9 protein-coding genes, 1 tRNA gene and 5 pseudogenes are annotated in these 22,644 nt (G+C 61.4%); 8 read left to right on the top strand and 7 right to left on the bottom strand.

The genetic code is table 11. The features are described from left to right. The first annotated feature begins 39 nt into the window (after positions 1-39). Both PD885_RS05255 and PD885_RS05245 read left to right on the top strand, forming a co-directional pair. Positions 40-981, top strand: a complete 942-nt coding sequence (locus PD885_RS05255; protein WP_209019682.1) for an SDR family oxidoreductase — start codon at positions 40-42, stop codon at positions 979-981. A gap of 505 nt (positions 982-1,486) precedes the next feature. Then, a pseudogene (locus PD885_RS05245) lies at positions 1,487-1,918 on the top strand (transposase); the annotation flags it as partial. A gap of 27 nt (positions 1,919-1,945) precedes the next feature. Here PD885_RS05245 and PD885_RS05240 read toward each other — a convergent pair. The 5 genes and pseudogenes from PD885_RS05240 to PD885_RS05220 form a co-directional block, all read right to left on the bottom strand. Next, a pseudogene (locus PD885_RS05240) lies at positions 1,946-2,933 on the bottom strand (IS3 family transposase). A 59-nt stretch (positions 2,934-2,992) separates the two neighbouring features. Further along, a pseudogene (locus tag PD885_RS05235) lies at positions 2,993-4,359 on the bottom strand (IS5 family transposase). 176 nt (positions 4,360-4,535) lie between these two features. Beyond that, entirely contained in the window at positions 4,536-10,718 is a 6,183-nt protein-coding gene (locus tag PD885_RS05230) for a transducer protein car (RefSeq protein WP_088056685.1), read from the bottom strand. A 586-nt stretch (positions 10,719-11,304) separates the two neighbouring features. Then, positions 11,305-11,804 (bottom strand): annotated as a pseudogene (locus tag PD885_RS05225) (P-loop NTPase family protein); the annotation flags it as partial. 40 nt (positions 11,805-11,844) lie between these two features. Then, complete coding sequence (locus tag PD885_RS05220) at positions 11,845-12,651, bottom strand: IS5 family transposase (protein ID WP_002801519.1); 807 nt, start codon at positions 12,649-12,651, stop codon at positions 11,845-11,847. A 108-nt stretch (positions 12,652-12,759) separates the two neighbouring features. Here PD885_RS05220 and PD885_RS05215 point away from each other — a divergent pair, with 108 nt between their 5' ends. Next, on the top strand, positions 12,760-13,728 hold the full coding sequence (locus tag PD885_RS05215; RefSeq protein ID WP_065975359.1) for an IS5 family transposase: 969 nt from the start codon (positions 12,760-12,762) through the stop codon (positions 13,726-13,728). A 603-nt stretch (positions 13,729-14,331) separates the two neighbouring features. Here PD885_RS05215 and PD885_RS05205 read toward each other — a convergent pair. Together PD885_RS05205 and PD885_RS05200 are read right to left on the bottom strand one after the other, a co-directional pair. Beyond that, positions 14,332-14,564, bottom strand: a pseudogene (locus PD885_RS05205) (IS5/IS1182 family transposase); the annotation flags it as partial. Positions 14,565-14,572: 8 nt separating this feature from the next. Beyond that, on the bottom strand, positions 14,573-15,841 hold the full coding sequence (locus tag PD885_RS05200; RefSeq protein ID WP_088056682.1) for a two-component system sensor histidine kinase NtrB: 1,269 nt from the start codon (positions 15,839-15,841) through the stop codon (positions 14,573-14,575). 261 nt (positions 15,842-16,102) lie between these two features. On the opposite strand from PD885_RS05200, the gene PD885_RS05195 reads away from it, so the two are divergent. The 5 genes from PD885_RS05195 to lon all read left to right on the top strand — a co-directional run bounded on the left by PD885_RS05195 (position 16,103) and on the right by lon (position 22,437). Next, positions 16,103-16,187, top strand: a tRNA-Leu gene (locus PD885_RS05195). Between the two features lie 204 nt (positions 16,188-16,391). Next, positions 16,392-17,684, top strand: a complete 1,293-nt coding sequence (gene tig / locus PD885_RS05190; RefSeq protein ID WP_002805999.1) for a trigger factor — start codon at positions 16,392-16,394, stop codon at positions 17,682-17,684. A 95-nt stretch (positions 17,685-17,779) separates the two neighbouring features. Further along, complete coding sequence (gene clpP / locus PD885_RS05185; RefSeq protein ID WP_002806026.1) at positions 17,780-18,406, top strand: ATP-dependent Clp endopeptidase proteolytic subunit ClpP; 627 nt, start codon at positions 17,780-17,782, stop codon at positions 18,404-18,406. Positions 18,407-18,531: 125 nt separating this feature from the next. After that, positions 18,532-19,818: an ATP-dependent Clp protease ATP-binding subunit ClpX gene (gene clpX, locus PD885_RS05180; RefSeq protein ID WP_002806031.1), complete on the top strand. Its 1,287-nt coding sequence runs from the start codon at positions 18,532-18,534 to the stop codon at positions 19,816-19,818. A 141-nt stretch (positions 19,819-19,959) separates the two neighbouring features. Next, positions 19,960-22,437, top strand: a complete 2,478-nt coding sequence (gene lon / locus PD885_RS05175; RefSeq protein WP_002806032.1) for an endopeptidase La — start codon at positions 19,960-19,962, stop codon at positions 22,435-22,437. Positions 22,438-22,644 lie beyond the last annotated feature (207 nt).

Raw genomic sequence — 22,644 nt, 5'->3', positions numbered from 1 at the left:
GGTGCGCTCGGCACCGGTCTGGCCGCTGGCGGCAGTGCGATGCTGTCGACCACTGCGGCAGCGCAAACGCAGGCGAGCGCAGGCGGTGCAACACGACCGGCAATCCAGGACCCGCGCACTCTGTATCCACGGCCACCGTTCAATACACCGCAGCAACAGTGGCCGGGCCTTGCATCCAAGATGGTGCCCAGGCCGGACCACGGCGAAAACAGTTATGTCGGCTCGGGCCGGCTGAGCGGGCGCAAAGCGTTAATTACTGGCGGCGATTCCGGCATCGGCCGCGCAGCGGCGATCGCGTTCGCGCGCGAAGGTGCGGACTTGGCAATCAACTATCTGCCGCAAGAAGAATCCGACGCGCGTGATGTCATCGCCTTGATCCAGGCCGCGGGCCGCAAAGCGGTGGCCATTCCCGGCGATCTGCGCAGTGGCGCGTTCTGCAAGCAACTGGTGGACAAGGCCGCGCAGCAGCTCGGCGGGCTCGATATTCTGGTCAACAACGCCGCACGGCAGACCGCGCAAAAATCGATTTTGGAGATCGACGATCAACAGTTCGACGACACGCTCAAGACCAATCTGTATGCATTGTTCTGGGTGACGCGCGCGGCGGTGCGGCATCTCAAACCCGGCGCGGCGATTATCAGCACCAGCTCGATCGTGGCCGACGATCCACCGGAAACCTTGCTGGATTACGGCATCACCAAAGGCGGCATCGTCACCTTTACCAAGTGCCTGGCAAAGCAACTGGCGTCCAAAGGCATACGCGTCAACGCGGTCGCCCCCGGCCCGTATTGGACGCCCTTGCAGCCCAGCGGTGGCCAATTCCCAGAGGCGCTCAAGACCTTCGGCGGCGACAGCCCGACCGGGCGCCCCGGGCAACCGGCAGAGATCGCGCCGATCTATGTGTTGCTGGCCTCGCAGGAATCCAGCTTCACCACTGGCAGCATCTTCAGCAGCGTCGGTGGGCGCGGCAACGTGGGCTGATCGCTACATGCATCGCTACAGTTGCTATGCATGCGTACCACGGCAACTGCGCGCGGTGTCATCGGCGACGCGCCGTCTTTTCCTGCTGGCTGCGTCGCCATCTGCCTGCACCGTGGCCAAGGCCATGGTGATCAGCAAGGCAATCGAACGGCGCAATACCGCTTGGTTATTGGCCGATGCGCTACTCAAAATTGGGAGACGTCGGGCGTCGCGTCGGATTCGCAATTGAATACAAGTATTCATTAATCCGCGACACACTCAACCGGAAGGTGTTAATTTAAAAATTGATTTACGGCTATCCTTATAAATCCAACCTATACATTATATTAAATTTTTCATTTATAATGAAAATACCTTGTTGTTCTCAGGCGAATTCTTTCGAAGCCAATGTTGAGGGTCGGACCTCTGAAACTCTATCGTCGAGCAGCGCGAATCTCTCTAGGGGAACCTCTGAACAACGCACTTCAAATGCGCGACACTACACACCTACGTTGAGGAGTCATCCATGCAACTGAAGTTCGGTGACGCTGAAGGTTTGGGCAAGCGCAAGCAGACTCGCCGCGAGATCTTCCTGGCCGAGATGGAGCAGGTGGTTCCGTGGAGGCATTTGCTCGGACTGATCGCGCCGCACTATCCGGTGTCGGGGCGGCCTGGTCGACAGCCGTACGCACTGGCGACGATGTTGCGGATTCATTTGCTGCAGCAGTGGTATGCGTTGAGCGATCCGGCGATGGAAGAAGCGTTGCACGAGATCCGGACCTTGCGCCGTTTTGCCCGGCTCGGTGGTTTGGACAATGTTCCCGACGAGACCACGATTCTCAACTTTCGCCGCTTGCTGGAAACCCATGGCCTTGCAGCGCGGATGCTGGAGGCCGTCAACGCGCATCTGGTGCGCAAGGGTCAGAGCCTGCGGTCCGGCACGATCGTCGATGCGACGTTCCCCCGCCCTGAGTAGCGGCCGGGTTTAGAGTCCGGGCCTGATGATATCGGTGTTTGTCAGATGTTGGGCATAAGCGGCCGGCGTCATGCCGCCGATTGCTTTCTTGGGTCGGTCCTCGTTGTATTCGCGTCGCCAGCGTTCGATCTCGGTGCGCGCGTGCAGCAGTGTTGGGAACCAGTGCTCGTTGAGGCATTCGTCGCGTAGTCGGCCGTTGAACGATTCGACGTAGGCGTTCTGGTTCGGTTTGCCCGGCTGGATGAGCCGTAGCTGCACACCACGGGCGTGCGCCCAGGCGACCATCGCCCTGCCGCAAAACTCCTTGCTGTTGTGCCCCGAGGGCAGGCTTCGCGCTCGGTGCGGATCACCTGCGGCAGGCCACGGCTGTGTGCCAGTCGGTCCAGCACGCGCGCAACGCCGTGTCCCGAGATCGCGCGCTCCACGTCGATGGCGACCGCTTCGTGGGTTGCGTCGTCCACGATCACCAGACACTTGATCACCCGGCCTTCGGCGGTGCGGTCGAACACGAAGTCCATCGACCACACCTGGTTGGCCTGCGATGGCCGCAACAATGGTTGGCGCTCGCCCACCGGCACCTTCTTGCGCCTGCGGCGCCGGACCTGCAACTGCTGTTCGCGGTACAACCGCTCCACACGCTTGTAGTTCACGACGCGTCCTTCCTGACGAAGTTTGAGATAGATCATCCCCACGCCATAGCGGCGATGGCGATGCGCCAGCGCAAGAATGCGCTCGCGTAGCTCAACGTTGCGGTCTTCGCGCGGGCAGTAGCGCAGCGCACTGGCGCTCATGCCGATCGCCGCCAAGGCGCGACGCTCGCTGGCACCGCACCCGATCCACTCGCGCACCAGCGCACGACGCGCCGGTGCGCTCACCACTTTTTTCGCAGCGCATCCTTGATCAGGTCGTTCTCGAACAGCTGCTCGGCCAACAACTTCTTCAGCCGCGCGTTTTCGGACTCAAGGTCCTTGAGTCGCTTGGCATCGGGCACGCTCATTCCGCCGAAGAAGCCAATGATCTGCTCTTCGGTAAAGCGTCGTCCCTGAAAAATCCCCTTCAAGCGCCAAGTGCCGTCGGTGACAGCGGCACGGCACTCAAGGATGACCATCCCATCGCCCGCATCCAGGCCCGCAAAAACGCGATCCAGCGCAGCAGCCAACGCAGGTTGTAGCCGGCGGCGCAGCCGAGCACGTGCAGCGCATCGCCTTGGGCACCTTTCAGCCTGCAGCGACGCAACCTGCAGTCGTTTTTCAGATGTCCGATCACCGGCTCCACCGCCTGCCGTCGCTTGATCCAGCGCCATTGCCGTCGCGTCAGCGTCTTGGCCTTGCCGCGATGCAGGACCTGCACGCCATCGACCTCGCGCCCGCGATAGCCCAGGTCCACGATCGCCACCGTCGGTTCTACGCTCACATCCTGCAGCAACCCGCGTGTCTGCTCCAGCTGCTCGGCCAAGGTATCGCCGTCGTACGGGTTGCCCGGGAAGCTGCGCGCACCCACGACCAATCCCTTGCAGGCGGTGACCGCAATGCCGACCTTGACGCCAAATTCGTACGCTTGACGCGCCTTGCCCTTGCCGATGCATTCCACTTCCGGGGCATGCAATGCGTACAGTTTTTGTTTGTCCTTCGGACGCTGCGTGTACAGCCGTTGCGCACGTTCCAGCCAGACAGCGATGCGCTCGCGCACGCCGGTGTTTACCTGATCGAGTTTGCGTTGGATGTCGCGCATGAGCCGTCCCAGCACTGTGCGTTGACGTCGCAGGATGCGCCACATCCGCTTGAACTGGCGCGCATGCGCATACCGACCTGCCTTGCGGCTCAGGGCCGGGCCTTGCCGCGCGTAGCTCTGCCGCAATCCGATGCCGTGCCGCTTGGCCAGTAACACCAGCTTCTTGCGTGCCACCTCCAGCAAACGGCTGTCGGTCGGATAGGCGATCGCCTTTTCCTGCACCGTGGTGTCCACGATCACCCGCGACAACTCGCGTGCGTCCACCGCCTGCATCGCATGCGCGGCGTTGATGGTGTGCGCCAGCAGCTCTTCCATCCCGGCCTCACCCAGGCGCTGCCGCCAGCGCGTCAGCGAGCTGGCATCGCACGGCAAACGCGTCTGGAACACGACCTCACCGGTGAAGAACTGCCAGTACGGATTCTCCAGCCAGCGCTCGCACACCGCTTCATCGGACAGGTCGTAGGCGTGTTTGAGGTAGAGCAAACCGGCAATCAGCCGCACCGGCAATGCCGGCCGACCGCCACCGGCCTGGGTGGCCGGCAAGCGCGATGAAAGTGCTTGCTCCAACGCCGCCCACGGCATCTGTTGGCTCAGCCGCGTCAGCGGATGACGCAGATCGATCTGGTTCTCCAGCCGCGAACGAAACAACTCATCGGCGGGTCTGTCTCGGCAGCAGGACGGCGTGTACGCATGGGCGGAAATTGCAAGAAACCAGCCTTCAGCGTAGCGAACACTGGTAGTTTTGGCACGCCGGTGCAGACATCAAGGCCTTGCGGTCGTTGGGTGGTTGGGGTTTTTCAGGGGCGACTAAAGCGCTTCTTCAAGTTCAATCTCCTCGGGGTAGGGAATTGGACTCCAAACTGAGGCGCTACTCAAAATTGGGGGGACGTCGCGCGCCCAACGTAATTTCGCTGCCGGCAACGTGCTGGTGAGGGGCATCGTCACCAGGCAATTCCTTCAGCGTGGCGATCATTGCAGTACGTGCCTTGGCACCCAGATCACGCGCATGCGTCACCACCCGTAGCGCGGCACGTGTCTGCTCGTCGATGGTGCACAACGCATTGAAGTCTTCGGCTAGCCGGGCGCACAGACTGTCTTTCAATGACACAAGCGCTGCGATGCGATCACGGGTTTCCGCCATCTGCTGCCGGGCCTTCTTGACCTGCATATCCGCATCGTCACGTGCCTTGGTCGCCTGTGCCTTGCCCACCACATCGATCACCGTTGGAGCGTCTGTCCCCTCAACGCGCCTTTCCAATACCTGCAGCGCTTCGCGTTTGCCCTTTGCAAGGTGCTCGGCAGCTTCAACAGCCTTGCGCTCCACGTCGGACGCCTGACGCAGGGTTTCAAGGCGCGGCAGCAAGTCGTCCAACCTGTCGTCCACATCCCGGAGCTCTTCATCCTGCACCTCATAAACCTCTGCGGTCCGACGCAACAGATAGTCGACCGCAGACACCAGTGTGGAATCGCTCTCAGCAGCACGCTGTAAAAATTCGAACGCATGTTGAGCTGCCGCAATGTCCCTTTCAGCGCGGCTGGCATCAAGGTGGGTGTTGAAGTAATCGTATGCCTTGGCGAGCGCGTCGGTTGCCCGATCCACTGCGTCACGATCGGCCTGCAGCGAGGGAAGCCTCTGACGTAGGCTGCTTGCCGTGACAGCCGCCTCGGCCACGCCATCGTCTGCCGGTGCGAGCCTGGCCAGAAGTCGCTCGATGCGTTCGCCCACCTTCGCCTGCGCAACGCTCAGTGTCTCCACCAAGACGTCGTACGCCCGGTGCTGCGCTTCGGTGCGCTGGGTCTGCTCCTGGAACCGTGTCAGCTCGCGCGCCAAGGTGCGCAGGTGCGGACCAACCGCCAATTCGCTCCTCTGAAGATGGCGTTCGAATTCGAGGTCGCGCGCTTCCTTCAGCCCGGGCCGTTCACCGCGCGGAGAAGTCTGACCGGATAGCGGGACATGCGCCCCCTGACGTTGCCCAAGCGCTTGCACGCCAACCTGCTGCAAGGGGTCCAGTGACTGACGCAGTGCACGTACTCCTGCCTCAAGCACTTCAGCGCCCTCGATCCGGTCGTACAGCCCATAACGGAACTGGATCTCTGCCTCGAACAGCTGGTGCGACGCCACTGCCGTGGTCGCCACATTCAGCAGGGGTAAGCCGACACGAGTGGTCACCGGGTTTTCGTCGGTGTTGTGCACGGCGATAGCCGCCAAACGGTAGAGATCCGGCGATTGCTGTGCGGCCACGAGCACATCGCGCCACGCCATTGAACCCGCGGGCGCCGGCAATCCCATTGCGGCTGCAGCCTGCGCGTGCTGTTTGGCCTCCAGCGCGTCGTTGATCGACATCCTTGCCTGGGGCCGCATCTCGAACACGAACCGGACCTGATTTACGTTGGGAATATTCTTGAATCGCCCCAACACCTCGCCCAGCCCGGGAATCTTGCGACGCATCTCGGCAACGTCACGCATCTTCTCGCCCAGCGCGCAATGGCCAATGGCATGGCTGACCACCGCGTCGAGCGATTCGCGCCCGAACATGTTGATCTCCACGCGTGCGCCAGGAATGATGCGCGCGCGATGCTGGATGGCAGCAGCGTCCTCTTGCCGCAACTGGTGAAGCATGTCGACGATGGCAGCACGCTCAGACCTCGAGCCGCCTTTCCACAGCGATGACGCCTCGGCGGGAGTGGCCTGTTCAGCGCGCGCCAGTTGTTGCGCCAGGGCCGGACCCTCCAGCGCGGCGCCAGCTTCGATTGCACGCGCTCGTACACCCTGGATACGTTCGATTGCTTTCAGCAATACGGCCCGTCGCTCGCCCAGCGTGGCCGGATAATCCATTCCGCCCAGTTCGGCCATGCTTTCCGGAAAGATCTCTTCAAGCCGCTTACGCATCGCCTCCCATGCCTGCGGCGTCACCGGCTGGGCGGCCTGCATATCCAGCGTGCGCTTGTAGCTGGCGGTCCCCAACAAGGGACCGGTGCGCGTGTCGTCCAATGCTGCGTCGGTCGGCAGCTGCACGTCGCTGGAGGTCACACGCACACCGGCCAACTGCAGATGACCGGCACTGGTGGCTGCATTGACCAGCCGTGCGAAATTGCGGCCCAGCACCGAGGTAAATGCACCCGCTGCATGCATGCCCCCACTGACCTCGGCAGTGATGCCGACGCGGCCCTGGAATTCAAGCCCGATGATGTCTCGCCACGCATGGTCCAGATGCAGTTCCATCTGGCTCCATTGCACACCTGCCTGCGCTGTAATGTTGAACGGCATGGCAGCCGCGACTGTGCTGCGCGGCTTGCCTCTGGTATCTGTGCCTGGCGGGGTCGGCTGCCTTGAACCGTAGGACAACTGCACCGTATGCGGGGGTACGATCAGGCTGGCGCTGAGCGATGCATTGGCATTGGTTTCGAACAGGTCCAGGCCGATCGCTCCCTCGTCCACGCCTGCGCGCAACAGCTTGGTGGTGTCGGTATCGTGTCGATCGAACAACAGTCTTGCAAACTCGGGAATGGTCGACGGCGAGAGGATGACCGCTGCACCCACGCCGTGTTGATAGGTTCCGCCCATGCTGAGATGTGCCACCCCGCCCCACGCTGCCGACAAGGTCCGTGTAGGGTCCTCCACATCTCCGTCGTTTGCCGGGCTGGGCTTCGGATCCATGCGCACGCCTGCCGCCCCGAACGCGGTTGCTTTTGCATGCCGGACAAAGAAGGCAACCAGTCCTGCATCACCCTCTTTCGCGTCACCGATACGTTCGACGCCCAGCGCGTGGATGGCCTCGCCGCCCATGCTCAAGGTGACCGGATTGAAATTCATCCATTGCGTAAAACCGAGCGCTCCGCGCAGTTCGGCAGAGCGCGCTCTGTTTGAGAAGAAGGTACTGCGATTGAACAGATCCTGCAGCACATCGACCATGCGTGCAGCCATTTCATCCGGTTCCGCTCCTGGCGACAGGCCCAGGCTCTTGAGCAATTGCAGCTGACGCGCGCTCCCAGGCGTGGTGACTTCTTTGCGGAAGGTAGCCACTACATCGTCGAAGGCCTCCAGCTCCCGCCAGGACGATAGACCCAGCTTCGCAAGTGCTCGCAGACCGGATTGCTGCTGTCTTGCGTCGGCCGCCTCCAACGCCTCTGCATCATCGACTCCCAACAGCTCGTTGTACTCCATCAGACCCGCGAGCAGGCATGCGCTACGCAGGGAATGCGCGTCACTTGGCGCATCGGCGGCTCGACCATTTCGGATCGGCAACTTGACCCCGGCGGCTTTGAGCCGATGACTGACTTCGCGCAATTCGGTCAGCTGTGCATGCTCGGTGTCAGTCAACGCCTCCGGATGCAACGACGCACCGCCTGCCAGCGCAGCAATGCAGCGATCCAATTGCGGCAACATGTCATCGCTGTTCTGCAGCGTCGTGCGCATCACAGCCGAACGCGCCTGCCGCCACAACTCGGCGGCGCGATAGCTTGCAGTCGAAGTCGCGCGCTGGCGGGAGGCACCATCTGCCATGGAGAGATCCGCAGCCAGCACCCCTTCACGAAATCCGATCTTGCGCAGATCACGCAGCAAGCCAGCCAACGTTGTTTCACGCAGCGTCGTCAGACGTTCATGCTGACTCTGCGCCAGCCCAGGCGCAGGCTGGCGCGGACCTGCGGCACCGGCAATGCGCACCTCGGCCAGCACCGGCAAGGTGTCGAACAGCTCAGGCGTCCGCGACAGTACCTGCTCTGCCTCCGTACGGAAGCGGGCGAGCCGCTGTTGCTGCGCGGTGGGCGCTTGCACCGCGCCGGTCAATCCGGCCGCGAAACGCGCAGTGCCACCGGCAACATCTGCGAGCACCTGCACGAGCGCGGCGCCCTGCGCGCGGCCGCTCTGCGCAAGGACCCGCGCATTCGAGCGCAGGCTCAGTGGATCGGTGGAGGTGGTACCCAGCAAGGTGGTGCTGATCGCTGCGTCGTGATTTGGTGTACTGAGCCGGCTCGCCTGCTGCCGGTTGATCCTTGCATTGGTACCCGACTGGGTGCCGGAAACGGCCACTTCATCAAGTGAGGAATGCGCAGCCACGCGTGCAGGCAAGCGGGCGCCATCGGCAGCCGTCATCGATGGGAGCACCGTGTGCCACTGCGCGCCGAGCCGCAACTGCAGCTGTCCGGTACGCGTGGTCCGCAGTGCACTCGGAGATGGCAACGTCTGCGGCAGCGTGACCGGAAAGGCCTCCCACTGGTCGTGGTCTGAAAGACGGCGCAATTGTGCAGGTCCGTCGCTGGGTTGGCTCAAGGCATACAGGGCATCATCCAACCCGACCGCGATCCCCAGGGGGCCTTCCAGCGCGGGCACGTCCCTGCTGTTTCGGTCCGCATCGACCTTGGCCAACCGCCCCGAGGCGGTCATCACCACGGCGCTGCGGTCTGCATGCACGGCCGCCTGGACAATGTCTTCATCAAAGCGGGCGATCGGCATACAACACACATCCACCACGTTCGGCACGACGGCGAGCGGCCCACCCGAGGGTGTGCTGGGCACCGCATCGGCCGCCAGCCAGGTCGTGCGGCCTGAAAGCTTGATCTCGACCAATTGGGGCGGTGCGGCCAGCAGCGCAAACACCGGACGACGATCGACAAAACCGCGCGGACCGGTATGCAGGGAGACAACGCCGGTCAGCGGCGCGCCACCGGGAAGCATCAGCCGCTCCCATGGCTGGTTCGGAGCAGGCGAGTAATGCAGTACTCCGTCCAGATGTCCTATTTGCGCATGACCATCGAGCACCACCCGCGACTGCATCGCCTCGTTCGCAGGCATCTGCAGCCCCTCGCTGCGCATGAGCAACAACGGACGATCAAGCATGAACGCCGGCTGGAATTGCGCCTTCCCCGCAGGCCGCTGCAGCGAGATGCGGTGGCCGTCGCTGTCTTCCAGCAGAAGATGTACGCTGTGATCAGTCGCCAGCCCCATGGAGGTGACTGCCCAGCCCTGGTCGCTGCCCATCCGGCCGGGCAGCGTCAATCGCCGCGCAACAATCGGCCCGCTCCCACGCATGTCGGCTTCATACACACGTCCCTTGTCATCAAGCACCAAGGCAGCACTGGCATCGGGATATGCCAGCGGCAACACATCCACAGGCACAGCAGGCGTCGACTCAAGGGCCGGGCCGCGGGGTACTGGACGCACCAACTCCACGACCCGGCCGGGCTGATCGCCATCGCAGCGGCGCAGCAGGCCAGCATGGAGCATGCACGGCCTGCTGTCCGCATCGAACCGGAGCACAGCGCCGTCGGGCATGTCGCCCACCGCGATGGGCATCGGCTCACTGCCGGCACGCCAGCAATGGTTGTCTGCACGGATGTACACACCGCCATCGGCCTGCCGGCCGAGCATGCGTACGTTGGCAACGGCACCACATGCCGAAGGCAAAGGTACGGCTACCCAGCGCCCGGTCGCATCGACACGATGAAGCTGGTTGGCGCGCTGGGTGAAGCACTGCCCGTCGGCAGCCTGCCAAATGCCAGCCAGCTGGCCGATTGGCGGATCGGCCAGCTGGCTGGCAACCTGCGCGGCCGTCGGCATAGCACCGGCGCGGCGCTCGACTTCAGGGTGCACGGTCAGACCTGCGATCAGCAAGCCGGGGGTTGTGGTGAAAAACGCCTCATTACGTGGCATGCACGGGTGGTTACGATCCGGCATGTAGCGAAACAGACATCCGCCACCACCCAGATTAGATTCGCTATGAACCGCGGGCCGACGCGCCAGACAGTCCGCGATCAAGCGCGTGACATCGCTGTCTGCCGCAGTGGCACCGTCGAGCTGCAAGCGAGCACGCCGCCCACCGCGCGATGGAACGCTCTGCACGCGGACCGCAGCATTGGCGGTCCTACTGGATGCCCTGCGTCCCGGCCGTGCAGGCAAGGCGCCCAGACCGTTGTCCGCAGTCGTGGGCGCAGGCGTGCTCTGTGGTGAAGTCGTCGCTGGTGTTGGTGTTGGTGTTGGTGTTGGTGCTGGCTCCAACGTCGGCGTCTGCCGCGACTGACTCGACGTTGCAACCAAATGTGGTGTGGTCATTTGAATAGTCCAAAAAATCTGGATGCAAGGCGTCGGCATCTATTGAGGCCGACTTCGCACTCTTATGGAACGCTGGCGCGTTGTCCTATCCAGCAGGCGTGTGGACGCACGACGCCAGGCAACGCTTGGGTCGGATAGGTGGCTGGAAATTCATTCGAAGCACAGCGATGCCGGGGATGCGCAAGGCATCCGACAAATGAGGCAAAGCGATGCTTATGTGCCTACAAGGCGCAAGCCCAGAGCACAACCACTCAGCGCGGTAGATTCACGCCATCGCATGCAGCGTTTGCACGCGTATTGCTGGTCAAAAGATAAAACACAATGATCGATATCGACCGAGGCCGACACTGTTGCCTTTTTCCCTATCAAGTGCATGTCCTCTCCCTCCCAGAAGAGATACCGCATCGCTCGGATGCGTAATGCAAGACACCATAGACACCATAGACACCCAGTTTGGGTGAATCCTAGTTACTTTAGTTCGACTATCGTGGCGCGGAAATGCACATGCGAAGCTCTGCGCGATTTAGCGAACCTTCTTGACGTGCAGACATCGCGTTGTCATACAAATGGGACATCCATCGTTAAATGGATCAGCTCGGCAAGAATAGGGAGCGGCATGGCTACCACACAGCCGCGCTACACCCTCCAGCGTAGCGGACACAATACCGTTGCCGCTCGCACCACCCGCGCCCTGCCCCATATCCAGCACCAATCGCTGCTGGCGGCCACACGCATGGCGTGTACAACCACAATGACCGTATTGCCCGCAGCGTTGGGCGGGTCCAGCGCGCCCAGCAGTGCCTGCGCATCGCACGAATGCAATCCTGCCGATGGTTCGTCCATCACATACACCACGCCGAACAGTTGCGAGCAGATCTGCATGGCAAGGCGCAGGCGTTGCAGCTCGCCCGGCGACAACGTCGGTGTGCTGCGCTTCAGGCTCAGATCACCCAGGCCCAGCGCCTACACCACCTCGATCCGTGCGCACAGATCTGCAGCGCTGCGTTGCGCGGCGATCACCTGCTCCGGATGCCGGGTCGCGTCCTTGCGCTTTTGTTCCGCGGTCGGGCGCAGCAATTGGGCCAGGGCCTGTTAACAGCTCCGCCGCCCGTTGCTCTAGAGCGTGTTATGAACTTTGAAAGAGGGTGGCTGCATTTCCAAGCATCAGGATCGTGAAGACGACGAAGTGCAAACCGGCCAAGGTTTCCGGCAATCGCTCGTAGTCGCGTGCCAGCCGTCTGAAACGATTGGCCCATCCGAAGCTGCGCTCGACAACCCAACGGCGCGGCAGCAAGACAAAGCCTTTTTTCGCTTCTTGCAGCTTGATCACGTGCAACTCAATGCCTTCTTCCGTGGCCGCCTGCGCCGGTTCTTGACCGGTGTAGCCCTGATCAACAAAGGCGATCTTGACCGTTTCACCGGTCACGTGTTGTACCTCTTGTGCCAACGATCGGACTTGCGCGCGCTCCTGCTCATTAGCCGGCGTCACCTGGACAGCGAGCAGATGTCCAAGCGTATCGACGGCCATGTGTACCTTGCTGCCTTTCTTGCGTTTATAGCCATCGTATCCAGCACGCGGCCCGCTTTCGCAGGTGGACTGCAGCGTGCGAGCATCGAAAATGACCGCGCTCGGCTGGCCTTTTTTCCCTTGCGCCACACGCAAGAGTGAGCGCAGATCACTGACCATGGCCTCAAAGCAGCCCGCTTGCAGCCAGCGCTGTGTTTGCTGATACACCGCTTCCCAGGGCGGAAAATCGTTGGGAAGCAATCGCCATGGTGCGCCGGCGCGCGCGATCCACCGCAGTGCGTTGAACATCGCGCGTAGCTCATACTTGCGCTGCGGTGCCTGCACGTCCATCAGCGTCAAATAGGGAGCCGCAAAGGCCCATTCTTCGTCGGAAATATCGGTGGAATAAGGCTTACGAGGCTTCATCCGTATACGTTAGCGTGACAAGGGCAAAGTTCATAACACGCTCTAGGGAACTTCTGAACAACGCACTTCAAATGCGCGACACTACACACCTACGTTGAGGAGTCATCCATGCAACTGACGTTTGGTGACGCTGAAGGTTTGGGCAAGCGCAAGCAGACTCGCTGCGAGATCTTCCTGGCCGAGATGGAGCAGGTGGTTCCGTGGAGGCATTTGCTCGGACTGATCGCGCCGCACTATCCGGTGTCGGGGCGGCCTGGTCGACAGCCGTACGCACTGGCGACGATGTTGCGGATTCATTTGCTGCAGCAGTGGTATGCGTTGAGCGATCCGGCGATGGAAGAAGCGTTGCACCAGATCCCGACCTTGCGCCGTTTTGCCCGGCTCGGCGGTTTGGACAATGTTCCCGACGAGACCACGATTCTCAACTTTCGCCGCTTGCTGGAAACCCATGGCCTTGCAGCGCGGATGCTGGAGGCCGTCAACGCGCATCTGGTGCGCAAGGGTCAGAGCCTGCGGTCCGGCACGATCGTCGATGCAACCCTGATCGCTGCGCCCAGTTCGACCAAGAACACCGACCGCGCGCGCGACCCTGAAATGCATCAGACCAAGAAAGGCAATCAGTGGTATTTCGGGATGAAGGCACCCATCGGCGTGGATGAGTTTTCCGGGCTGGTGCACCACGTCCGTTGTACGGCTGCCAATGTGGCCGATGTCACGGTGACCCACGCATTGCTGCACGGCAAAGAAGACAGTGTGTTCGGCGACAGCGGCTACACCGGTGCGGACAAACGCGAAGAACTGCAGACCTGCAAGGCTGGTTTTTTCATTGCCGCCAAGCGTTCGACGATTCAAGCCATTGGCAACAAACGCGAGCGCCGCCAGGAAGAACGTTGGGAATACTTCAAAGCAAGTGTGCGTGCGAAGGTGGAGCATCCATTCCGCGTGATCAAACGCCAGTTTGGCTACACCAAGGTCCGCTATCGCGGCCTGGCCAAGAACACCGCGCATGTGCTGACCCTGTTCGCACTATCCAATCTGTGGATGGTGCGCCGGCAGTTGCTGCCGGCCAGGGGATAATGCTGTCTGGCGCCAGCCAACGCCGCAAGAAACCGTGGAAATCGTATCGTACGCATCAACTCTGTGCGCTATTGGCACGCAGCAGGCTCGAATTTTAGAGGTCTGGTGCGTTGTTCAGACCTTCCATAGGGAAATGGGAAAGTGGCTGAAATAGAGATTGCCACCGAGAAAAAACTTAGGCTCCCTGGAAACTTCATCGTTGAGCCGCCTAATGGCGATCCAGGGCAGTATCCGGAAAAGCCCCATCTGATCCATGTACCAGCGTTGGGTTGAATCGCCCCGGCTCCTATAGACACCCCGAAGCCTCATTTTGATTGCTGCTTTGTGCATTATCGCTGCAAGGTGTCTAGGAAAGTCGGGGCGATTCAAGCGCAGCAGCGGCGCAATCATCGCATCGCCAAGAATCGGGTATTTGTGGAGCACGCATTCGCACCGTTGACCCAGCAAGGTGGCAAGTGTCTACGCACGCTCGGCCTGGCACGTGCAAAGGTAAGGTAGTGATCGGGTTTGAAGGTAGCCGGTCATCACCTGCTGCGTCTGGCGCGATTGCAGCAGGCTGGAATGCGCCCGGTTCCACTGCCTGACGTCGTTTGATCCAGCGCCACGGCCGTCCACCAGCAGGTGGCGCTTGCTGCCTTTTTTCCCCGATCCGTTGGGTTGGGCCCCACAGCTTGCTGTGCCAGCGACGCCTTCATCATCGCGCCGTCCACGCTCTGCCAACGCCAGGCAATGCCCTGCATCTGGTCGTACTCGGCCAGGCCCGCCTTCCACAGCGCCTCAAAGAAGCCCGCAGCTTCCCATTCCAGCAAGCGCTTATGGACGGCGCTGCGCTGCCCGCGAGCGTCTAGTCCTGCTGCGTGCGCGGAAACGCCAGCAAGAAGCGCGCACCTTCGCTTGGCGCTGAGGTCACCTCGACAAAGTCACCTGCTTGCCGTGCCGCGCTATACACCTGAGCCAATCCCAGCCCAGCACCTTTGTCGGCGTCCTTGGTGGTGAAGTAGGCCTCGAACAATCGCGATTGCACCTCGCTATCCATGCCGTGCCCGTTGTCGGCAACGGCGATGGTCACGTAATGCCCGGCAGGTTTGGTCGAGTGCGCGTCGTCGTCGGCGACGAATGTTTCACCGGTCTCCACGCTGATTCTGTCGCCGCTTGCGCAGGCATCGCGGGAGTTGATCACCAGATTCAAAATGGCGCGCTCCACCGTGTGGCGGTCGACCATGGCGCAACATCCGCCGTCGGTGGTGCGTACCTGCAATTGCAGGTCTGCACCGATCACCTGTTCCATTAGAGGGCTGAGCTGCTCTGCCAGTTCGGCAAGATCCACAAATTCGGGGCTGTACGGGTATTGGCGCGAAAATCCGACCAAGCGCTGCGCCATGACCGAGCCATGTTGAAGCGCGGCGTCGGCCACACTCAGCAGCTTGGCATCGTGTGCGTCGATCTGCGCGCGCTGCACGACCAAGTTGATCGCGGATGTGGCGGCCTGCAGCACATTGTTCAAATCGTGCACCACGCCGGCCAGCAGCTGTCCCACCGCTTCGCCTTTCTGCGCCTGCTCGGAGATTTTTTCGGCTGCCCCCTTTGCGTCGCGTGCAATGTCCAGATCGCCTTCAAAGCTCTCCTGCAGGTCGCGCAAGCTGTGCAACTGCGTCGATAGCGAGTTTTCGCGTGCGCGCGCCAGCATCAAGGCTCCGGTGGAACACGCGCGCCCCGCCTTCAAGGTTGTGTCCAGGTCATGACAGGCCACTTCCAGCGCCCGCCGGTCGGAGATGTTCTTGCTCACCGCTACGATCGCCTCGACGTTGCCAAGCGCGTCGAACAGAGGGCTGGTGACCACCTGCCAGGTCTGGCGCACGCCGGCGAAATTGACGCGGGAGCCTTCGAACTCGTGAATGGAGCCATCCGCGGACGCGGCGATCGCCGCATCGACCAAGCCAATGGCCTCAGGTGGCCAGAACTCGCGCCACGGGCGGGAGACGAGCTGGTCCGGGCGGCTGGCGCCAAGCTCGGCCAGACCGTTGACGTTGATCGCCGTGATGCGCCCGTCCAGGTCGATTTCTTTGATGCAATCGCGGGAAAGTGCCACGATCTGGCGATATCGGTCTCTCATCGCGACTGCTGCCTGTCTCGCTGAATTTAACGGAATTTTTTGCAAACCCCGCGATTACGGAGTTATGCCTAAAGGTACGAGGCTTTGCCACGGACTAGGGCAAAAGGATTAACCGTTCACCGCGTTTGGCCTCACGTTCGCTCGTTTGAGCTTCGATGACTTGCAATCGACTCCAATGCCGGCTTGAACCGTGCTGGTTCTCATCGCAGCGCTTTTTCTTTCCGGGCATCCCTGCAACAATGCCGGGGCACGTGCGGCATTGCGAAAGTGGCGGAATTGGTAGACGCACCAGATTTAGGTTCTGACGCCGCAAGGCGTGGGGGTTCGAGTCCCCCCTTTCGCACCAAGTGCAGTGCGGCCGTGAATGTTCCGGCCGCTGTAACGCTCGTAAACCGGTCATCCCATGCCCAGCGACACAATTGTGCGCGTTCTGCTGGCAGCGGCTACCGTTATCGGCGAGACTACAAGGCTGGGCGGTTTTCTGGCCGTCCGTCAACCCGCATCTTCCATCTCGTGCCGACGCTGTCCGCTGTCGGTGGCAGGAGTCAACATGCAAGCATCGATCGAATCCACCGGCAATCTGGAACGCCGCCTGACCTTCACCCTGCCGCAGGAGCGCCTGGAGACGCATGTCGGTGGCCGCCTGCGCGAAATCGCGCGGACTGCACGCATCAAGGGCTTCCGCCCCGGCAAGGTGCCCGCCAAGGTCATCGAGCAGCGCTTCGGTCAGCAGGTGCGTGCCGAGGCGATGGATGGCTTGCTGCGCGAGACCTTCGATTCGGCCGTTCGCGAGCATGAGTTGCGTCTGGCGGGTAACCCGCGCATCGACAAGGGAGAAAGCGATTTCGACTTCGTCGCCACCTTTGAAGTGGTGCCTGACTTCGGCGACATCGACGTGGCCAAGCTGTCGGTGGTGCGTCACACCGCCGAGGTGACCGACGCCGACATCGACCAGATGATCGAAAACCTGCGTCTGCAGCGCCGCACCTGGAACCCGGTCGAGCGCGGCGCCCAGGTCGGTGACCTCGTGGCGCTGGAGACCTGGTCGCAGGCCGGCGACGAGCGTCTGCCCGCCGAAGGCGTGGAGACCGGCAGCAGCGTGCTCGGTTCGGGCGTGATGTTCGACCAGATTGAAAAGGGACTGGAAGGTCTGGTCAAGGGCGAAGACAAGACCCTGACCGTCGACTTCCCTGCCGAGTGGCGCGTGCCGCAGCTGGCCGGCAAGACCGTGCAGGTGCACGTCAAGGCGGTCGAAGTGTCCGAGCCGGTCTTACCGGCGTTGGACAAGGAGTTCATTAAGAGCTTCGGCGTGAAGAGTGGCGATGCCGAACAGTTTCGCGCCGACATCCGTACCAACCTGGAGCGCGAGCTCAAGGGTGCGCTGATGAATCGCCTGCGTCGTGAAGTCGGCGAGCAGCTGATCGCCGCTTACGCACACGTCGAAATGCCGCCACGTCTGGTCGAGAACGAAGCCCGTTCGATGCTGGCCCAGCAGGTCGAGCAGATCCGTCGCAGCGGCCGCAGTCCGGGCGACGTTCCCGCCGATGCGCACCAGGGTTTCATGGACGCCGCCGCCAAGCGCGTGCTGGTCGGTCTGCTGGTCGGCGAGGTGGCACGTCGTAACGAACTGCGCCTGGAATCCAAGCGCGTCAGCGAAACACTGCGTCTGATTGCCTCGACCTACGAAGAGCCGGAACAGGTCATTGAGATGTACCGCAACGACCCCCAACTGATGAATGGATTGCAGAGCCGTGTGATGGAAGAGCAGGTGATCGATTGGATTGCCGAGCGCGCCCAGCACACCGAGCAGTCTCTGTCGTTTCAGGACGCGATCCGCGTCTGACGCGACGGCATGAAGAAGAACCGTTTCCTGAATTTTTGGGGTGCGGACGTAGAACACGGGCATCGGCACAGGCCGCTGCCACAACGGGAAGACTGATGAGCATTGTGACCAAAGCCCTGAACCTGGTGCCTATGGTGGTCGAACAGACCAGCCGTGGCGAGCGTGCGTATGACATCTACTCGCGTCTGCTGAAGGAGCGTCTAATCTTCCTGGTCGGTCCGATCGACGACCATATGGCCAACGTGATCGTGGCCCAGCTGCTGTTTCTGGAAGCGGATAACCCGGAAAAGGACATCAGCATCTACATCAATTCGCCCGGTGGCGTGGTCACCGCCGGCATGGCGATCTACGACACCATGCAATACATCAAGCCGGACGTGAGCACCATCTGCGTCGGCCAAGCTGCCTCGATGGGCGCACTGCTGCTGGCCTCAGGTGCGGCGGGCAAGCGTTACGCGCTGCCGAATTCGCGCGTGATGATCCACCAGCCGCTGGGTGGCTTCCAGGGCCAGGCGACCGACATCGACATCCACGCCCGCGAGATCCTGACCCTGCGTTCGCGCTTGAACGAGATCCTGGCCAAGCACACCGGCCAGTCGCTGGAGACCATTGCGCGCGACACCGAGCGCGACAACTTCAAGAGTGCAGTCGATGCCCAGGCCTATGGCCTGGTCGATCAGGTGCTGGAGCGTCGTCCGGAAGAGTCGATCCAACCATCTTGATCGCCAGACCGCTGAAATTGCAGGAAAAACCGGCAGGGTCGGGCTGGGCGAACGTCCTCCCGACCCTGTGCTATTCTCGAAATCGAACCCCCGTGCATCGGGTGGAGTAACTGGGTAACAGAAGCATGAGCGAAGACCGCCAAGGTCGTTCCGGCGACAGTAACAAGATTCTCTACTGCTCGTTCTGCGGTAAGAGTCAGCATGAAGTTCGTAAGCTGATTGCCGGTCCTAGCGTATTCATCTGCGATGAGTGCGTTGAGCTGTGCAACGACATCATCCGCGAGGAACTCGAAGAGAAAGCGCAGTCGGCGCGTTCCAGTCTGCCCAAGCCGCGCGAGATCCTGGAAGTGCTGGATCAGTACGTGATCGGGCAGTTGCGCGCCAAGCGCACGCTCGCAGTAGCGGTGTACAACCACTACAAGCGTATCGAGAGCCGCAGCAGGAACGACGATGTCGAGCTGGCGAAATCCAACATCCTGCTGGTCGGTCCGACCGGTTCGGGCAAGACGCTGCTAGCCGAAACGCTGGCGCGCCTGCTCAATGTGCCGTTTACGATCGCCGATGCGACCACGCTAACCGAAGCTGGCTATGTCGGTGAGGACGTGGAAAACATCATTCAAAAGCTGCTGCAAAAGTGCGACTACGACGTCGAGAAGGCGCAGCAGGGCATCGTCTACATCGATGAGATCGACAAGATTTCGCGTAAGAGCGAGAACCCGTCGATTACGCGTGACGTGTCCGGCGAAGGGGTGCAGCAGGCTCTGTTGAAGCTGATTGAGGGCACGGTCGCCTCGGTGCCGCCGCAGGGCGGTCGCAAGCATCCGCAGCAGGAATTTCTGCAGGTCGACACCAAGAACATCCTGTTCATCTGCGGCGGCGCGTTCGCAGGGCTGGACAAGGTAATCCAGCAGCGTTCCAACGATGCCGGCGGGATTGGTTTCGGCGCCAAGGTCAAGAGCAGCGAGCGCAAACAGGAAGTCGGCAAGATCTTGGCCGAAGTCGAGCCTGAGGATCTGATCAAGTTCGGTCTGATCCCCGAGTTCGTCGGCCGCCTGCCGGTGGTCGCCACGCTCGAGGAACTGGACGAGCCGGCGCTGATCAAGATCCTGACCGAGCCGAAGAACGCCATCACCAAGCAGTTCAAGAAGCTGTTCGACATGGAAGGTGTTGAGCTGGAATTCCGGCCTGACGCCCTGTCTGCAATCGCCAAGAAAGCGCTCAAGCGCAAGACTGGCGCCCGGGGCCTGCGCACCATTGTCGAATCGGTGCTGTTGGACACAATGTACGAGCTGCCGTCGCAGGAAAACGTCAGCAAGGTGGTGCTGGACGAGTCGGTCATCGAGCACAAATCCGAGCCGTATCTGATCTACCAGGCGCAACCGGCTCCGGCCAAAGCTGCGTCCGGCGACTGAGTCCTGCAGCCGCAGCGCTAGGCTTCGGCCTCGCTCACGGATAAAGGGTTTCCGACCGTTACTTGCAACACCTCGCCGATGGCCCCATAACGGAGCCATCGGTTTTTTTATGCCGAAAACCCCCTTCCTGCGGAGCGCCCCATGGCCCAGTCCCAACCAGAAGTTCTCGATCTGCCAGTGTTGCCGCTGCGCGACGTGGTGGTGTTTCCGCACATGGTGATCCCGCTATTCGTCGGCCGTGACAAGTCGATGCGCGCGCTGGAAAAAGCCATGGAGGCAGACAAGCGCATCCTGCTGGTCGCGCAGAAGTCGGCCGAAACCGACGACCCGATAGCCGGCGATCTTTACACCGTCGGCACACTGGCGCAGGTGCTGCAGCTGCTCAAGCTCCCCGATGGCACCATCAAGGTCCTGGTCGAAGGTTTATCACGGGTCACCGTCAACAAGGTCGTCGAGCTGGACGGCGCGCTGCAGGGGCTGGGCGTTGAGGTCGACGCCAGCGACGCACGTGAACCACGTGAAGTCGAAGCGATCGCGCGCTCACTGATGTCCTTGTTCGAGCAATACGTCAAGACCAATCGCAAGCTGCCGCCCGAGTTGCTACAGACCCTGGCCGGCATCGACGAGCCGGGCCGTCTGGCCGACACCATCGCCGCACACATCGGCGTGCGTCTGGCCGACAAGCAGCGCCTGCTGGAGATCACTGAAATCGGTGAGCGCCTGGAGTTGCTGGTCGGTTTGGTGGACGGTGAAATCGACGTGCAGCAGCTGGAAAAGCGCATCCGCGGCCGTGTGAAGTCGCAGATGGAAAAGAGCCAGCGCGAGTACTATCTCAACGAGCAGATGAAGGCGATTCAGAAGGAGCTGGGCGACCTGGATGACGTTCCAGGCGAGCTGGAAGAGCTCGCGCGCAAGATCGCCGAGGCGGGCATGCCCAAGCCAGTCGAGACCAAGGCCAAGGCCGAGCTCAACAAGCTCAAGCAGATGTCGCCGATGTCTGCCGAGGCGGCGGTGGTGCGTAATTATCTGGATTGGCTGCTGGGCGTGCCGTGGAAGAAGCGCACCAAGGTCCGTAAGGACCTGAAGGTCGCCGAGGACACGCTGGACGCCGATCACTACGGCCTGGACAAGGTCAAGGAACGCATCCTTGAATACTTGGCGGTGCAATCGCGCGTGAAGCAGATGAAGGGGCCGATCCTGTGCTTGGTCGGGCCTCCGGGAGTGGGCAAGACCTCGCTCGGGCAGTCGATCGCCAAGGCGACCAATCGCAAGTTCGTGCGCATGAGCCTGGGCGGTATCCGCGACGAGGCCGAGATTCGTGGCCATCGCCGGACCTACGTCGGTTCGATGCCCGGCCGGCTGGTACAGAACCTCAACAAGGTCGGCAGCAAGAACCCGCTGTTCCTGCTCGATGAGATCGACAAGATGTCGATGGACTTTCGTGGCGATCCGTCCTCGGCGTTGCTGGAAGTCCTCGATCCGGAGCAGAACAACTCCTTCAACGACCACTATCTGGAAGTCGATCTGGATCTGTCGGAGGTGATGTTCGTCGCCACCTCCAATTCGCTCAATATCCCGGGTCCGCTGCTGGACCGCATGGAAGTGATCCGCATCCCCGGCTATACCGAGGATGAGAAGCTAAATATCGCGATGCGCTATCTGCTGCCCAAGCAGATCAAAGCCAACGGCTTGAAACCGGAAGAGATAGAGATCGGCAGCGATGCGATCCAGGACATCGTGCGGTATTACACGCGCGAATCGGGTGTGCGTAATCTCGAGCGCGAAATCGCCAAGATCTGCCGCAAGGTGGTCAAGGAAATAGCGCTTGCCGGTCCGCAGCCTGTTGTAAAGAAGGTTGTCGCCAAAAAGGGCAAGCCGAAGGCGAAAGCCTTGATCACGGTCAACGGGAAGAATCTTGACAAGTATCTGGGCGTGCGCCGCTTCGATTTCGGCCGTGCAGAAGAAGAAAACGAAATCGGTCTGGTCACCGGTCTGGCATGGACCGAAGTCGGTGGCGAGTTGCTGCAGGTCGAGGCCACGCTGGTGCCGGGCAAGGGAAATCTGATCCTCACCGGTCAGCTTGGCAACGTCATGAAGGAATCGGCATCGGCTGCATTGTCGGTGGTGCGTTCGCGCGCCGAGCGACTCGGTATCGATGTGGATTTCCTGCAAAAGCAGGACGTGCACGTGCATGTGCCCGATGGCGCAACACCGAAGGACGGCCCAAGCGCGGGTATCGCGATGGTGACCTCGTTGGTATCGGTGTTGACCAAGGTGCCGATACGCGCCGATGTGGCGATGACCGGCGAGATTACCTTGCGTGGTCGTGTGTCGGCGATTGGTGGATTGAAGGAGAAGTTGCTGGCTGCGTTGCGCGGCGGCATTCGCACTGTGTTGATCCCTGATGAGAACCGTAAGGATCTTGCCGACATCCCGGCTAACGTGACGCGCGATTTGAAAATCATGCCGGTCAAGTGGATTGATGAAGTGCTGGATCTTGCACTGGAGCGTCCGCTGGCGCCGAAAAAGTCGGGCAAGGAAAAAGCACGCAAGACCGCATCGCGTGTGGCGGTTCGTGGCAAACCGCGCACCATTACGGGCACCCGCGTCAAGCACTAACGTGCGCTGTCTAAGCCATGGCAAAACAAGCCAAAACCCGCGTCGTTATTGGGTTTTGGCTTGCGTGTGGTTGGGGGCGCTGGTATAAATGCACGACTCGTAGGCGCGCCAAAATGTGATGCGTCAGGCGATACCACTTGTGTCGGGTTCTTCGCTAACGGCAAGAGCGCCGATTGTCGATTCCGCGGCATCTGCCGCAAAGGGAGT

The sequence above is a fragment of the Xanthomonas fragariae genome, assembly GCF_900183975.1.
Lineage (GTDB): Bacteria > Pseudomonadota > Gammaproteobacteria > Xanthomonadales > Xanthomonadaceae > Xanthomonas > Xanthomonas fragariae.
This window is presented reverse-complemented; position numbering and strand designations above follow the sequence as displayed.